Origin of the sequence: Leptolyngbya sp. FACHB-671 (assembly GCF_014695745.1) — a bacterium.
GTDB lineage: Bacteria > Cyanobacteriota > Cyanobacteriia > Elainellales > Elainellaceae > JAAUTN01.
Genome location: NZ_JACJOV010000040.1, coordinates 1 through 15557, shown reverse-complemented (window position 1 = coordinate 15557; position 15557 = coordinate 1). Strand labels below are relative to the sequence as shown.

Genomic DNA, 15557 nt, shown 5'->3' with positions numbered 1-15557 from the left:
CGTCTACGGCATTACCTAGCACGGCTGCACCGTAAAACCTTGTGCTACTCCAAATCCCTTGAGATGTTGAAATGTTCACTCCGTTTGCTGCTTCACTATTTGAAGTATCGAGCTATTCCTCTACCTACTTAACCATTACGGTTTCAGCAACGCCGCCAATTTTTGTCAATTCACCAGTTTTCGTCAATTGACGCTCAAAGCTGAAAACTAGCTTTGATGGAAAAATGCATTGACACTTGGGCAAGTATCGTTTTACTATTTAGGAGTCCTAAGCAATTAGATGGTAGCACAGGTATTGCCGCCTAGTGTGCCAATCCTGGCAACTCAAAGGAAGGAGTAAACTCACAACAATGGCACTGAACACTGAACTATTGGAACAAAGCTTTGAGCAAGTGAAGGCACGTGAATCCGACTTCACCGCTTTGTTCTATTCCTATCTGTTCGCAGACTATCCAGAGACGAAACCACTGTTCGTTCACGCCTCAATGGAGGAGCAGGGTAAGAAGCTATTTGCTTCGCTGGTACTGGTGATTAATAGCCTTCACCAACCTGACGCTTTAAACAGCGCTCTCACAGGCTTAGGCACACGCCACGTTCAGTATGGTGTTTTGCCAGAACATTATCCAATGGTTGGCAACACCTTGTTGAAAACGCTGGCATCTTTTTTAGGAACTGCCTGGACACCCCAAACAAAACAAGCCTGGGCAGATGCTTACGACGCGATCGGCCAAATCATGCTGGAAGGTGCTGACTATACCCCCACAGCACTCAAACTACAATCTAGTTCTCCAGAAGCAACTGCGTGAGTGAGATTACATTTTGGTTGTGTTTTACCCAGAGAGATAAATGGTTGCTCAGATTCTTTCGATTCAAGTTGGACTGCCCAAATCGCTTGGTGTGACAGGTGCTCCAGACCCAATGGATCGTCCTTGGTCTACAGGTTTCTTCAAGGAACCAATTCAGGGAGAAGTCTGGCTCGGAAGCACTAATTTAGCTGGGGATGGTCAAGCCGATCTCAAACATCATGGCGGTGTAGAAAAAGCGGTACTGGCGTATGCGACTGAACACTATCCCTCCTGGCAAGCACGTTTGAAGTTGCCCCACCTCTCCTACGGAGCGTTTGGAGAAAACTTTACGGTTGCTGATCAAACAGAATCATCTGTTTGCATTGGTGATATCTATGACATCGGTGAAGCTCAAGTTCAGGTGTCTCAACCCCGCCAGCCTTGCTGGAAATTATCGCGTCGTTGGCGAATTCGGGATCTTGCATTCCAAGTTCAGACAACTGGGCAAACTGGATGGTATTTTCGCGTATTGAAAGAAGGCATGGTGGAAGCGGGAATGAAACTGGTGTTGCGCGATCGCCCGTTTCCCCAATGGACGATTGCACGAGCTAACCAAATCATGCATCACGAATTAAACAATCGGGAAGCATCGGCTGCATTGGCAAACTGTCCGTTGCTGGCAGTAAATTGGCAACGCACTTTGTCCAATCGAGCTGCTAATGTCAATCCAGATCCGGTTCCACGACTCTGGGGCGAGAACTGAGCTTGATCGCGCTAGGACGATTGCAAAAGAAATCCAATCGGCGATCGCCCTTACAACTAACAGGAGAACAAACAATGGATACGATTGCACTGGTTCCTAATAACTCGTTAATCACCGAAACACCTGAGGAAGGACGGCAATTAGCCGTGAAACTGGCACGACTGATTATCAAGCTGACTCAACCTGATGAAGAGAAGCGCAAGCAGCTACGAGATGTCTATGGTAACGAGGCCATGATGTTGATTGCCGTGGGACAAACCGTTGCTACTGAGTTTGCCACAATCGCCGCTGCTAACAATTATTGGAAAAATAGTGAGGTCTGAGATGAATGATTATTGTTTAGTAGACTGTGGTTTTCATGATCAGCTAGAAGCCCTCGCAACGCTACGGCAAACTTGTCAAATTTCCTATCGCACTGCGACTGAGGAAATCGTTGAAGTTCAAAGTCAGATTGTGGATGTCTATGCTGCGAACCAAGCCGATTTTTTGAAGCTCAAACATGGAACTGAGATTCGGCTCGATCGCCTGATCTCAGTCAACGGTAATCCGACTCGTTTTGCTCAGGAGTAGCACAATGGCAATCCAACTCAAGATCGATCGCGTCTTACAAGGTTCATTTGACCTCAAAGCGCTAAATCTCTTGTTTGTGTTTCAAGTCAATTGTCCTGGTTGTTTCATCTATGGGTTTCCACTCGTCAACAAACTGTATTGGAAGTATCGTGAATCTGGATTAAATGTTCTGGGACTCTCAACGGCGTTTGAGGATTTTGAGCACAACACGGCTGCAAATACAGAGTTGCTTTTGACTCAGAGGCAGACGGTTGGGGCAACTCGGCAAGCCCTCGGAGAGAATTACGCTCAAGCAATTGATTTTCCCGTTGCGATCGATCAACTCACTACGGGTACAGCACTTGCAACACCTGCGAACATCGAACTGGTGTGTGAAGCGATCGCTGGTTTCGGTAATTCATCCCGTCTTGAGCAAGAAGCGTTGCGTCAGAAAGTGAAGGTTTACTTACAAAAGAGCGCTCAAACATCAGCAACCTTTACGCTGAATCATCTGCCAGGAACACCAACCTTCCTTCTAGTCGATCAAAACCTGCAATTACTGGATGGATGGTTTGGACATACGCCTGAAGCAGATGTGATTCAACGAATTGAGAAATACATCAACACTGGCAATCGAGTAACCCAGGAACTATGCAAGTAACCTTTCATGGGCAACCGATGCGATTGATTGGATTGCCGATGAAAGTTGGCACTCGTGCCCGTGATGTGCGGGTGATTGATAATAACTTGTTACCCGTGCTGCCACTGGAGCGATCGCGAGGAAAAGTCCGTCTGTTACTCACGGTTCCTTCTTTGGATATGCCCGTCTGTAGTGATGAGACCCGCAAGTTCAGCCATCATCTAACCTTACTGGGTCAGCAATTAACTGATTTTGTTGAAGTTTTTCTCATCTCCGTCGACCTTCCTTTTGCTCAAACTCGTTGGCAGGCGATCGAGAAAGTTACCAACATCACCATGCTTTCAGATTATCGTGATCTGGACTTTGCCCGCAGTTGGGGACTGCTCGTTCAGGATCTCGGATTACTAGCACACGCTGTTTATGTCGTAGATTCTACAGGCATTGTTACCTATCAAGAAATTGTCACTGAACTGACGGCTGAACCCGACTATGCTGTTGCTTTTGCAGTGCTTTCCGCAGAAATCGCCACATTGAAAGCGGCATCGTAAAGTATCCATGAACAACTCTCAACCCGATCGCGACACAGAATCAGCCCTTCCCGCCGAACAGCCGAATGTAGATGTCATTGCTAATCCCTTTGATGCCTCAACTGCGACCGAACAACATATCTTGATTGGTCTGGAGAAAATTGGGCTAGCGCTGAGGAGTCAATCTTGGCAGGGTGCCGGACAGCAAGGGTTAACGCCGACTCAAGGGCAAATTCTGGCGCTGCTGATTGACAAGGGCAAAGCTGGGATGCGGTTGACAGAAGTGTCGAAAAACTTGGCAGTCACGGCGGCGACGGCCAGTGATGCGGTCACGTCGCTAGTCGAGAAAGGGTTAGTGCAGAAAACTCGATCGCCCGCTGATGGACGAGCGATCGCAATTACATTGACCACTCAAGGACAACAAGCCGCCGCTCAAACCACATCCTGGTCTAATTTTCTGCTTAATACAGTCGATGAACTATCGGAGGAGGAGCAAGTCATCTTCCTGCGAGGGCTGATTAAGATGATTCGCAAGCTTCAAGAACAAGGACAAGTTTCAGTGGCAAAAATGTGTGTCACTTGTCAATTCTTTCAGCCTAATCGGTATCCAGATTCGGAACGTCCGCATCATTGCGTGTTGGTCAATGCAGCCTTTGGCGATCGTCATCTTCGTCTCAACTGCGCCGAACACGTTGCAGCCGATCCTGAAACCGCTAAACAAAATTGGAACCTGTATCTTTCGTAATGTTCTCGTTTTCGAGTGATTTTAGCTAATTCGCAAGGATTCTCTGATGCCTCTCATCGGCAGTTATCTCTTTCATTGCTCAATCTTTGAGCGAAATAGGGAACGACACCAAAGCAAGTTCGCTAACACCATAAGAATCTGATAAATCGTCGTAAGAATCCGAAAGAAGTCAAGCATTCAAACCTATACACTTTCGACTGAATGAGGTGTTGGGTCAAATCAACAAGTTGAGTTCTAAGGACAAGGTTTATGACTAGCAACCTGATTAGCTCGATCGAACTCAATCAGAAGTTAAATGAAAAGACTCTGGTGTTATCCAGTCGGCAAATGAACTGGAACGGAATTTTCGTTGAGCAGTATCAGGATCCTTTAAATTCAAGGGAAGTTGAATTTCCTGCCACATCAAGTCATTGGCTTGCCTTATCCATGGGACCTCCTGCTCATTTGACCCAGAAGGGTAGCGATCGCCTGCATGAATCAATCATTCAAAAAGGTGACAGCGTTCTTGTTCCTGCTGGACAACTGAGCTACTGGTGTCGGCGCGGAGGCATCTGCGATTCGCTGCACATTCGTTTGAAGCCGGAGCTGATTGAGCAAATCGCTGAAGCATCCGAAATTGATCCAAAGCGAATTGACTTTGTGAACTGTTTCGCTCAGCAAGATTTGCAGCTTCATCAGATAGCAATGCTGCTGTTCGCTGAGTTGCAATCAGATGGTGTGATGGGGCGATTATATATTGAATCCTTAACTCAAGTCCTGGTCATTCATCTGCTGCGCCACTATTCAATCGTCACGCAACCCATTACCTCTGAAAACAGAAGCTTAACTCGTACTCAGTTGCAGCAAGCCATTGACTATATTCACACTCACCTCGATCGAGATTTGTCATTAGCTGAACTAGCAAGCGTCATCAATATCAGCCCCACTTACTTCGCCAGTTTGTTCAAACAAGCTACGGGAATTTCACCCTATCAGTATGTGATTCGACAGCGAGTGGAACGGGCGAAAGTGATGCTGTCGAAAACGGATTTGACGATCGCAGACATTGCGTTACAAGTCGGTTTTTCCAGTCAAAGTCATTTAACGCAACACTTTAAGCGATTTACGGGAATGACACCTAAGCAAATTCGCTAACCTCATAAGAATCTGATAAATCGTTGTAAGAATCCGAAAGAAGTTGAGCATTGGAACTGAATACACTTTAGGTATAAAGAATCAGAAGAATTCCATACAAACTTCCCCGCACAGAGCAATATACAACTTGTTCTTATACATCTATTAAATTCAGGCAAACAATACAACGACTGAGTTGCAGGACTTACAGCAATTTTCACTTAGATAAACCATAAATTCCTGTAAGGGCGGTTCGCGAACTGCCCCTACGCTATGGCTTACCCATCGGAAAATGGCTGTAAATCACCGCAATACTGATTGTGAACACGACGCTTACATAATATCAGAGGTCAAATCATGAAACAGTCAGCAGATTTCTTCGTTCGTAGCGCGGTGACGGAGACCACTCGGTCCTACATGGGCAGTCTCATGTCTTTTCTCGTGACATCGGCCGAGACCGAGAACCGCTTCTTCCTTCTGGAGCTTCGGATGAAACCGGGAAATGAGCCGCCGCCCCATCTCCATATATGACCAGGATGAGGTGTATTACATTCTAGAAGGCGAACTGGAGGTGTACTGCATGGGCGAAGTCCGGACGGTGCGGGCAGGCGAAACGATCTTCCTCCCCCGGAACCAGGCGCACGCGTTCTACTACCTATCGCCTACCCTCCGGTTTCTCGCCCTGTTGCAACCAGGCGGTCCGGACGGACACGGTCTGGACGGGTACTTTGAAGCGATGTCGAGTCCGTCCACCAGCATGGAATTACCTGCGAACGCGACCACATACGCGCTCTCCGATCCAGCTCCCGCCATTGCGCTGGCTGCCAAGTACGGAGTTAAGATGCTGACCCCGGAAGAAACGGCGGAACTGTTGCCCCACTACCCCGGCTTCGGGGTACCGCGAAAGAACTAGAGTCATTACCTTTAGTTTTGATGAAGCACTGCTACTTTGCCAGGTATCAGAGGATTAGTGGGCAGCGTGGATTCCTGATCATGGTGAAGCGGTGCTACACACCCGTCAATTTTGCGATCGCTTTTAGATGACTTAGGTGCAACTCGAGTTTTGAACTATGTTAACCGCAACTCAAACCATTGAATTTTGCTCTACAGACCTCGACAAAGAGGTTGTTCATTTGCTCAATTATGCAAGAACTAAGCTGCTAACCAAGATACCACGACAGCTAAAAATGACATCTTACCTGCGGCTCTGTTGCCTCGCCATTTGCAAGCTGCGCCAGAAACCGGGATTAGCAGGCAAGCCTAGCCTAAACGAGACATTTGATGATTCCTATTCGCATTTACTGCAAGCACTTTGTAATCACAATGCTGAATGGTGGAAGCATTGCTGGAGCAGCGATCGCGGCATCCTTAAATCTGATGATCCAACGATCGACAAACTACTACAACCGCTAGAATCTTTCGTCGAAATCTACACTTGCAATAAACAGCACTCTCTCTATGATTTTTCAACAACAAAAGGAGAAAACGATGAAACTTGAAAATAAAGTGGCTTTGATTACAGGAGCAACTTCGGGAATTGGAAAGGCAACCGCTAAAGCATTCGGTGTTGCAGGAGCTAAGGTGGTTTTCTCAGGACGACGCGAACCAGAAGGTAAAGCAACGGAAGCTCAGCTACGAGATGCTGGCATTGACTGTTTATTTGTGCGATCGGATGTCTCGAACGAAGCCGAGATAAAAGCGCTTGTGCAAACCACCGTCGAGAAGTTTGGGAAGCTCGACTTTGCCTTTAATAACGCGAGCATAGAGGCACTTCCAAAACCTCTGCACGAGCAATCGATCGAAGACTTTGACAAACTGATGGCGATTAATACACGGGGACTGTTCTTGTGCATGAAATATGAAATTCAGCAAATGCTGACTCAAGGAGCCGGGGCGATCGTCAATACCTCCTCGTTAGCAGGGTTGATTGCGTTTCCATGGGCATCTCCATATGCCGCGAGTAAACATGCCGTCATGGGACTGACACGAGCGGCAGCGTTAGACTATGCCAAGCAGGGCATTCGGATTAATGCGGTTACCCCCGGTGCTACTGCGACTGAGATGCTTGATCGTAGCCTTGATCGAATGGGTATCACGGCTGATGATTTTGCATCTACGGTTCCGATGGGGCGTATAGGACAGGTAGAAGAAATTGCTCAAGCTGTCGTTTTTCTTTGCTCTGATGCTGCCAGCTACATCACTGGACAACCCTTAGTGGTCGATGGCGGATTTACAGTAACCTGACCGAAACGTTCGCCAGTGGAGGCTAATTGCTTCTAAAGGAGTCTATGCGTTCCACTGGCAACACATTCAATTAGTCGTTCCTGTCGAGCCATATCTCACCCAGGAGAGGTTGCCAACCTGATTATTGAAGCAGCAAACTCTGCTATGACAACAAGCTCTGCTGTGAAGTAATGCCGATCGCCAAAAGTTTGCAATGATGATAAGTGATACAAAAAGCTATGATTTGAGTACCCAAATTCGATACTCTCAGTCTATCCCCTGTTGATTTTGGCTCGCCATTGCTTGGTTGTCTGTGTTGCCCCTCAATAGTGCGGTCTGTGTCTTTATATCTTGCACTCAGGAGACTGTCTTATGCCAAGCGAACGCAGCCAACGGTTTGATCATAAAACTTCGGTGTTGTCCAGTCGGCAAATGGGCTGGAATGGCATCTTGGTTGAGCAGCATCAACACTCTACAACTCCGGGTGAAACAGAAGAAGGAGAACTTACTGCCCTGTCAAATCATTGGCTGATCTTACCCCTGCAACATCCCACACATTTTCATTGGGAGTCTGACGATCGCCTACATGAAACAATCTTTCAGAACGGGGACAGCCTTTTAGTTCCTGCTGGAAAACCAATCTACTGGCGTTGTTCAACAAGTCACTCATTCGAGACAAAACTGCATATTCACTTACAGCCGGAGCTGGTTAGACAAGTTGCCCAAGCGTCTGAAATAAACACAAAGCGGGTCGAGCTCACCAACCACTTCGCCAGGCAGGACTTGAATCTTCAGCATATTGCCATGCTGCTTTTAGCCGAGATGCGTTCAGATGGCATGATGGGGCGATTATATATCGAATCCTTGACTCAAGCGTTAACCATTCATCTCTTGCGGCACTATTCTGAGGTTGCGCAAATCATCACGCCTGAGAACAGAAGCTTAACTCGTATGCAATTGCAGCAAGCCATTGACTACATTCACACTCACCTAAATCAAGATTTGTCCCTGGCTGAACTGGCAAGCGTGATCAATATCAGCCCAACTTACTTCGCCAATTTATTCAAACAGGCGATGGAGATTTCACCGCACCAGTATGTGATTCAGCAGCGGGTAGAACGAGCAAAAGTGATGTTGAGTAGGACGGATTTAGCGATCGCAGACATTGCCTTACAGGTTGGGTTCTCCAGCCAAAGTCATTTAACGCAACAGTTTAAGCGCCTTACGGGAATGACACCCAAGCAAGTTCGCTAACCTCATAAGAATCTGATAAATCGTTGTAAGAATCTGGAAGAAGTCGAACGTTTGAACTCATTACACTTCAGGTAGATAGAACAAAGATAATCTAATTCAGCTAGCACCAGACAGAGAAGAGCATACGAGTGCTCAAGCTTTTGCTGCTCATCATCAATTCCTGCTTCGAGTTTTCTATTCTCAGCACCGTTTTACAACACAACCGTGAATCGCTCTGAGTTTAAAATTCGGAACGACTTGGAACCCAACAACTTAACTCTTCAGCAAATAGGAGAAATTACAATGACTACTCCTCATGAACTGTCAATAAAGCCAGGTCAAGGAACTTCCTTCTCAATTGTGGGAGATATTGTTACTCTCAAGGCAGTGAGCGAAGACACCAATGGACAATACACCCTCTTCGAGCTGCAAGTCGATCCTGATGTTGGACCGCCGCCGCATATTCACCATCGTGAAGATGAAGCATTCTACATCCAGGAGGGCGAACTGGAATTTAAACTCGGCAACCAAACCGTGATTGCCACCCCTGGAACCTTTCTCTATTCACCGCAGGGGCATATGCACACCTTCACGAACAAGACCAATCAACGCGCGAAAATGTTGGTCTGGTGTATGCCTGCGGGAATTGAAGAATTCTTTGCCGAAGTGGGGGTTCCAGTAGATAATCTAGACAAACCATCCCGCCCAGCCACTCCTGATGCGGTCGATCGAGTTTTGACAGCAGCGCCGAAGTACGGCATCGAATTCTTGGCATGAATACTATGTTAGTGATTCAATTGCGTCGCTTGTTCTAAAGACGGCAAGGTTACACGTAGATTACGGTTAATTGTACCTAGCTACTTATGTCTTCTTCTGCTTGAAAATCTTCTTCCTACTGCCCTTCTACACTGCTTGGATAAGCATTAAGAGTGTTCAGAATTTTCTCAATCCTGCCTTGGATGGGGAGCAGGTGAATCACGTCTTTCTATCTCTTTACTCGATTTTCAATCACTATTTCTAAGCAACAGGAGTTTGTTATGAGCCGTCTTCTTACTGCCTTATTTGGCATTGGTTTAACTCTCGTTTTGGGGATCTTATATCCTACGCCTAAACTGAATGCTCACCCAATATCTCAGGTCGCTTCAACCCCGATCGCCCAATCGACATCTGCTATTACTCCGACCGCTCAATCATCTGATTTGGAAATAGAAGGTACGAGCGTGCGTTATCTCAGGGATATGGATCTGCTTGTCTTTGAACAAACCGTCACAGGAACGGCGGGTAGAACCGTACCACAACCCAAAGGAAGCACAGATGGAGCACCCGTATTGGCATACGTGTTTCCAACCACCTTGAAAGCAGAAGATGTCGGCTTTAGCTCAACTGAAGGAATTGTGGCATTAGCAGCCACTTCCCATCCTGATTTCGATGACACCCCACTCTGGGATGAGAACAACAACTTGAACTATATCGATGATGGCGTTGTTTATCACAGTCATTGGGTCGTACTCACTCAAGACGATCGTGTACCGGGTGGACTATCTGTCAAACAGTTCAGCCAAACAGACTCAAATATTGTGATGCCACCTACCCATCCAGACATGCCGATGTATTTCGATTCTCCTGGATTTCCAGTGATGTTAAATGGCAACACCCTCAAGGTCTTAGTTCCAGCCTCGCGGATTGGCTCCAAAACAGACTTCAAATTTGATGGAGTGGCTGCCTACCTGCAAGTGAACGCGACAAACGATGCTCTGCCGATGCTGGGCGTGTACCAGGTGTACAGCGTTAATTCAGGAGACTTAAGCCTTCCCTACAGCGTGCAACCTCAGTAATGGAAAGATCAAATATCTCTCAATGTCGAACTTCTAGAAACAGTTTTGCCCAAGTTGCAGAACAACGTTCGACGTTCACCGAAACATGAACAAAGGAGTACACGATTTATGTCACACCATCTCGATTCTCCCACTGCCAAAGAAGATGGACGAGTAGACATTACCGATGTCTATGTCTTTGCAGGCGATACAGCCACCACCGTTTTGATCATGGCGGTTAATCCTTTGGCGGGTGAAGTATCGCCGACTACCTTTCGAGCGGGCGCGCTCTATGATTTCAAAATCGACACCAATGCTGACGTGATCGAAGACCTGGATTATCGTGTCACTTTTGGAGAACCTGATTCCAGGGGCATTCAGCGTATCGAGTTGCGTCGATTGGAGGGCAGTGCTGCTACTGAATACAGCAGTGATGGCAAACTCATTGCAGCAGGCAATACAGGCAAAATCACTTCGATCGATAACGGAGGACGACTTTGGGCAGGGCTGGTCGCTGATCCCTTCTTCTTCAATTTGGGAGGGTTTGGGCAATTCGCCAAGCTGATTCTAGAAGAGAATCGGTTCGATCCCAACGTATTTGATACGGCTGAGAACGCTTTGGCAGGGCATAATGTGACCGCGATCGTCTTAGAACTGCCCAACGCGGCTCTCAGTGCTGAAACAATGCAGCTTTGGGGAACCACAACCATTCAGCACGAAGGCAAGTGGAAGACCATTAACCGAGCAGCAGTTCCCCTGGTTCAGCAAGTCTTCATTCAGGACGAGCATCTGAAGGATGCTTATAACAAATCTCTGCCACGCGACGATGTTGCCAAATATGGGGAGGCGATCGCCGCCTTCACTGCAAAGGTCACTCACCTCGCAGGCACGACGACTGATCCTCAAGCTTACGGACAGCAGGTCGTACGGTTTCTCCTTCCTGATGTGCTCACTTACAATCCGCAGTTACCGACTAGCTATGGGTTTGCTGGCAGAAATGGGCGAGCACTGGCAGATGATACAGCCGACGTGATTTTGAGCCTGCTGGCAAATACCCCGTTCTCAGACCGAGTAGGTAAGCCCGATGGCTTGCAACCCCAATTTCCCTACTTGACAGAGCCAAACTCAATCCAGTCCAAATGATTGACGCAGCAAATTTCTAATTGTGTTCTACGTTGAGCGTATGCATTATGAAAATTTTAATTCGAGCTATTGTCGGTTTTTTCGTCTTCGTTGTCGATGTTGTGTATGGCAACCGCTCCTATCCTCGGTTTTACGTGCTGGAAACGATCGCCCGCGTTCCTTATTTTTCCTACCTCTCGGTGCTGCATCTCTATGAAACGCTAGGCTCTTGGCGTAAAGCGGACTTGCTAAAAGTTCACTTTGCTGAAACCTGGAACGAACTGCATCATCTGTTAATTATGGAATCGCTGGGCGGGAATCAGCACTGGTTCGATCGCCTCGTCGCGCATTTGGTTGGAGTGGCATACTACTGGGTGGTAGTCGTACTGTACATATTGTCACCTGGGTCTGCTTACTACTTGATGGAGTTAATTGAGAGTCATGCCTATCACACCTATGACAACTACTTGAGAACACATGAAGCGGAATTGAAAACTCAATCAGCTCCCCAAGTAGCGATCGACTACTATCGCGATGGCGATCTCTACATGTTTGAGGAATTTCAAACCACATCAGGTCATGAATTTCGCCGTCCCAAAGTAGACAACCTCTACGATGTGTTTGTCAACATTCGGGATGATGAATGCGAACATGTGAAAACAATGACTGCACTTCAGATACCAGAAGCACGGCTGACCCTCAGAAGCCCTCACACAGTTTTTGTTGCAGCCAAAGTTTTGCCAGCTAAAGAAGTTTGATGGGAGCGTTATCTCGATCGCATTCAACTGTCTTAGCCTTCGTTTTCTGCAGGGACAACTAGAGGTAAGGGTACGAAGATACATTGGTGAATTCATCAAAGAAAAAGCAACGCAACTGGGCTCCCGTAAGGTGATAAGGCTATAGGAGTGGCGCTGCCCCCCATGCAGGACACTGGTTCAAAATCTTAGAGGTTTAACGACATGGCTCTGACACAAACCAATCCATCTACTCCAGAAGCAGCCTCATCTCAAGTAGAAACTCTCGCTAAACTCTACTTAGAAGGTAAACCAGCCGAGATTCCTAAAGAAACAATCGCCCAACTTTGCGATTGGCTCATGGATGAATTTCAGCAACTGCCCCTAAATCTACAATTCTCAGACTACATGCGCTACGACACAGTTGAAGAAATGTTTGCAGATATTGAGCAAGGTCATCTCTGGGTTTCCGCTGATAGTTACGATTCTGCTGTGTACCCCAATCCAATTTATGGATTTATCTTTCAGGGCGTGCATGATTACGATCACTATCTAACGAATACTGATTTCAGTTTGGAAGGGGAGATCGCAGCTTACAACTTCACAGCAAAACGGGTTCCCAGTCTGGAAATTCAAAAGATTCTCTACTCCGAAATTGTACTGCGATCGGCTGCCTACCTCCATCTCGGACATGCTGCGACTCCCAAGATTGTTTTTCCGTAAGTGCTAATGGTACTGATGCTCCTATAGATGTCAAGTTTTTTGTATTCTAAGGATGAATCACTTCAGGGCGTTCAGGAACCGGAAACGTGTTACGAACAATGTGATAAATCTCCCGCGCCACATAGCGCTTGAGACACCTGTCCCCACGAGATACGCAACCAGTACCAGGGTAAATGCTAGAAACAAGACACAGAGGGAGTTCTAAAGCTCGCTAAATTCGCTAGAAAAAGACATCGAGCCGTACTGCATGGAGGCAGTTCCCGATGTCAGAGAACAAACTTAGCTTTACTCTAGCAGGGTTAGAAATCACGACGACTGAACAATCGAACCCTGTGATTCCAACTTGGTTAGCCGAGGCATTACTAGTAGGGCAATATTGGCATCAAAGCGGATTGCTAGAACGTCTACAGCAACAGGTTCGAGTCAGCCGTGGACGGATGGGACGTTATGAGGTGTGTGACTTTGTGCTCCTACTATTAGCTTATGCCGTTAGTGGGGTCGAAACATTAAAGTTATTTTTCGAGCAGTTAGAGAGCATCAAGCCTGTGCTAATGTCAGTCTGGAAACGAGCGAAGTGTCCCGTAGCCGCAACCTTAAGTCGTTTTCTGGCAGCTGTAGATGAGCCTGCTGTAGAACAATTGCGAAGCTTATTTGAAGCAGATTTACTAGCCCATCCGATTGAGATGAAACCAGCGATGGGATTGAGCGACCGCACGGGAAAGCGATGGGTCGTCTTTGATGTAGACGGAACTGTTAAAGCCACACGGCACCGTGCTCTGGTGAGTGCATCCACGCATCCGCAGTTAAAGCGGCGCAGTGAGAACGCTTGTGCTCCAGGCTATGGTGGGCGAAAACGGGGGGACTATGTTCGCACTCGCAGTACAATTGCCTGTGCCCATACCCATGAATGGCTGGGCACCTTTGCGGCTCCCGGAAATGGTACACCCAAGCCGGACCTGATTCGAGCCTGTGACTTGGTCAAACGCTATCTCTACACTCAAGGGTTAACTCGGGCTCAGGGCATTGTTCGCTTGGATGGACTCTACGGAAGTGCCAGCTATGTCAGCGAGCTTCAGTAAGCTCAGATTGCTTATGCCATTCGCTGTCGCGACTATCATCTGCTCAAGGATTCGATAGTAGGAGCAGCCCTCAAACAAGCCCCCCATGCTACGATTGCCTATCCCGATAATCCCCATCCACGGGAACTGTTTGATATTCCTTGCCTCGCCTCGACTCGGCGAGGTTACCATGAACCGATGCGATTAGTCATTGTGCGAATGGAGCGATTCGACCAGCGCAAACGAGCAGTCGGCAAATGCCAGGGCAAGTACATTCACGAGCTATTTCTGACCTCCCTGCCAGTTGAGCAGTTCACGGCAACAGATGTGCTCAATCTCTACAATGGGCGAGGTGGCTTTGAGCGAGTTCTCTCTGAAGAGGACACGGAGCAAGATGGCGACCGATGGTGTAGTTGGCAGTCCCAAGGACAGAACTTCTGGCAAATTCTGAATCAGTGGGTGTGGAACTGGCGGATTCGAGCAGGAGCCGCACAATCGCCCCAGTCTTGTGCCCGTCAAACGGAGTGGTCACCCGCATTAGCCCTCAAGTCTGAGGTCGCTGTGGCTCCCGTTGAGCAGGCTTCATCTGCCTTCCCTGTTAATCATCCAAGTGAGAGGTCTACCCCTCGCTATGGGGCGATGACCGTTGCAAAGGGTTGGGGGAAAAGTCGTCACAAGTATGGGGGCAAGGACTTCAAAATCATTGAGGATCAGTTCATCGAATGTCCACAGGGGCATCGCATGGGGCGGCGCGAAATTCGCTATACTCGTCGCGGTGATATGCAAATGCTTTTCAGTGTCAATCCACGCATCTGTGCCAGTTGTCCCGTCAAGCATCATTGTTTATCCGATGACTCTAAAGGAACCAATGGCAGACGTATCTCGGTGATGCGAGCAAAGTTACCACCGGTTCCAACGGTTGCCTTAGAGCCCCAGATTACGGTGATTGCTCAAGCTCCAATTCAAACCGTGCAGGGTACTCAAGCGTTGGTCTGGAGCGATATTCCAGCTACTCAACTGCGGCGTGAGATTCGACAGCATCTGAGACGACATCAAACTTGCATTCAACCCAATGATTTGGGCACTCGGCTCATTCAGCCAATCGCTTCTTACTTGACTCGAAGCCAACGTGCTCATCGGCGGTTGTCCTGGGCAGAACGACTCAAGCGCAATGCGATCTCATCACAAACAGTACAGGTTTCAGTTCAGCTTTTTGGCATCTCACCTCAACTGGTCGATTTCGTCAACTGTTTGTCAGACAAGGGTTCTGAGTCTTCCTAATGTACTGGTTGCGTATCTCGTGGGGCTGTCAAATGTCAATTACATAGGCTCTTTTTTGAATGAAATTCTTCCTGAACTTGGAAGCAGATCGAGAGCAAAAGAGAGGAGTAGATCGCGACAAGGAGAAATGATACGGAATCCGGATGGTAGAGTGACACTAATTTATTCCTCCTTCCACCAATGAAAAAGTGTGTGTCCACGAATGGTGTCTGGCATGGCTGAAAGAGTAAGACAACGAGAAGCTAAC

Annotated in this window: 19 protein-coding genes and 1 pseudogene; all 20 read left to right on the top strand. The window is 47.6% G+C overall.

Annotated elements, in window-relative coordinates; translation table 11 throughout:
• Positions 1 to 132, top strand: a pseudogene (locus H6F93_RS02175) (IS1 family transposase); the annotation flags it as partial.
• Between the two features lie 218 nt (positions 133 to 350).
• Positions 351 to 806, top strand: a complete 456-nt coding sequence (locus tag H6F93_RS02170) for a globin family protein (RefSeq protein ID WP_190678873.1) — start codon at positions 351 to 353, stop codon at positions 804 to 806.
• Between the two features lie 40 nt (positions 807 to 846).
• Complete coding sequence (locus tag H6F93_RS02165; RefSeq protein ID WP_190678872.1) at positions 847 to 1548, top strand: MOSC domain-containing protein; 702 nt, start codon at positions 847 to 849, stop codon at positions 1546 to 1548.
• Between the two features lie 74 nt (positions 1549 to 1622).
• Entirely contained in the window at positions 1623 to 1871 is a 249-nt protein-coding gene (locus tag H6F93_RS02160) for a hexameric tyrosine-coordinated heme protein (RefSeq protein ID WP_190678871.1), read from the top strand.
• A gap of 1 nt (position 1872) precedes the next feature.
• Positions 1873 to 2118: a hypothetical protein gene (locus H6F93_RS02155; RefSeq protein WP_190678870.1), complete on the top strand. Its 246-nt coding sequence runs from the start codon at positions 1873 to 1875 to the stop codon at positions 2116 to 2118.
• 4 nt (positions 2119 to 2122) lie between these two features.
• Positions 2123 to 2758, top strand: a complete 636-nt coding sequence (locus tag H6F93_RS02150) for a hypothetical protein (protein WP_190678868.1) — start codon at positions 2123 to 2125, stop codon at positions 2756 to 2758.
• Positions 2749 to 3285 (top strand): thiol peroxidase, encoded by a 537-nt coding sequence (tpx, locus tag H6F93_RS02145; protein WP_190678867.1) that lies wholly within the window; start codon positions 2749 to 2751, stop codon positions 3283 to 3285. The genes H6F93_RS02150 and tpx overlap by 10 nt, the downstream gene beginning before the upstream one ends.
• A gap of 7 nt (positions 3286 to 3292) precedes the next feature.
• Positions 3293 to 4009, top strand: a complete 717-nt coding sequence (locus H6F93_RS02140) for a MarR family winged helix-turn-helix transcriptional regulator (protein WP_190678865.1) — start codon at positions 3293 to 3295, stop codon at positions 4007 to 4009.
• Positions 4010 to 4258: 249 nt separating this feature from the next.
• A complete protein-coding gene (locus H6F93_RS02135) occupies positions 4259 to 5143 on the top strand; it encodes a helix-turn-helix domain-containing protein (protein WP_190678862.1) in 885 nt (294 codons plus the stop codon).
• 481 nt (positions 5144 to 5624) lie between these two features.
• The gene (locus tag H6F93_RS02130) at positions 5625 to 6035 is read left to right on the top strand and encodes a cupin domain-containing protein (protein ID WP_190678860.1); all 411 of its coding nucleotides are present in this window, start codon (positions 5625 to 5627) and stop codon (positions 6033 to 6035) included.
• A gap of 368 nt (positions 6036 to 6403) precedes the next feature.
• Positions 6404 to 6535 carry a hypothetical protein gene (locus H6F93_RS34500; RefSeq protein ID WP_277882816.1) on the top strand — a complete coding sequence of 44 codons (132 nt, stop codon included), beginning with the start codon at positions 6404 to 6406 and terminating at the stop codon, positions 6533 to 6535.
• Positions 6536 to 6610: 75 nt separating this feature from the next.
• The gene (locus tag H6F93_RS02125) at positions 6611 to 7366 is read left to right on the top strand and encodes an SDR family oxidoreductase (protein ID WP_190678859.1); all 756 of its coding nucleotides are present in this window, start codon (positions 6611 to 6613) and stop codon (positions 7364 to 7366) included.
• A 351-nt stretch (positions 7367 to 7717) separates the two neighbouring features.
• Positions 7718 to 8599 (top strand): AraC family transcriptional regulator, encoded by an 882-nt coding sequence (locus H6F93_RS02120; RefSeq protein ID WP_190678857.1) that lies wholly within the window; start codon positions 7718 to 7720, stop codon positions 8597 to 8599.
• Positions 8600 to 8881: 282 nt separating this feature from the next.
• Positions 8882 to 9355, top strand: coding sequence for a cupin domain-containing protein (locus H6F93_RS02115; RefSeq protein ID WP_190678855.1), 474 nt, complete (start codon positions 8882 to 8884; stop codon positions 9353 to 9355).
• Between the two features lie 260 nt (positions 9356 to 9615).
• On the top strand, positions 9616 to 10413 hold the full coding sequence (locus tag H6F93_RS02110) for a hypothetical protein (RefSeq protein WP_242043269.1): 798 nt from the start codon (positions 9616 to 9618) through the stop codon (positions 10411 to 10413).
• Between the two features lie 108 nt (positions 10414 to 10521).
• Positions 10522 to 11535 (top strand): DUF4331 family protein, encoded by a 1014-nt coding sequence (locus H6F93_RS02105; RefSeq protein WP_190678853.1) that lies wholly within the window; start codon positions 10522 to 10524, stop codon positions 11533 to 11535.
• Positions 11536 to 11582: 47 nt separating this feature from the next.
• Positions 11583 to 12272: an alternative oxidase gene (locus tag H6F93_RS02100; RefSeq protein ID WP_190678851.1), complete on the top strand. Its 690-nt coding sequence runs from the start codon at positions 11583 to 11585 to the stop codon at positions 12270 to 12272.
• 201 nt (positions 12273 to 12473) lie between these two features.
• Positions 12474 to 12971, top strand: a complete 498-nt coding sequence (locus H6F93_RS02095; protein WP_190678849.1) for a transposase — start codon at positions 12474 to 12476, stop codon at positions 12969 to 12971.
• Between the two features lie 263 nt (positions 12972 to 13234).
• The gene (locus H6F93_RS02090) at positions 13235 to 14050 is read left to right on the top strand and encodes a hypothetical protein (RefSeq protein WP_190678846.1); all 816 of its coding nucleotides are present in this window, start codon (positions 13235 to 13237) and stop codon (positions 14048 to 14050) included.
• Between the two features lie 177 nt (positions 14051 to 14227).
• On the top strand, positions 14228 to 15310 hold the full coding sequence (locus H6F93_RS02085; protein WP_190678844.1) for a hypothetical protein: 1083 nt from the start codon (positions 14228 to 14230) through the stop codon (positions 15308 to 15310).
• The last annotated feature ends 247 nt before the right edge of the window (positions 15311 to 15557 follow it).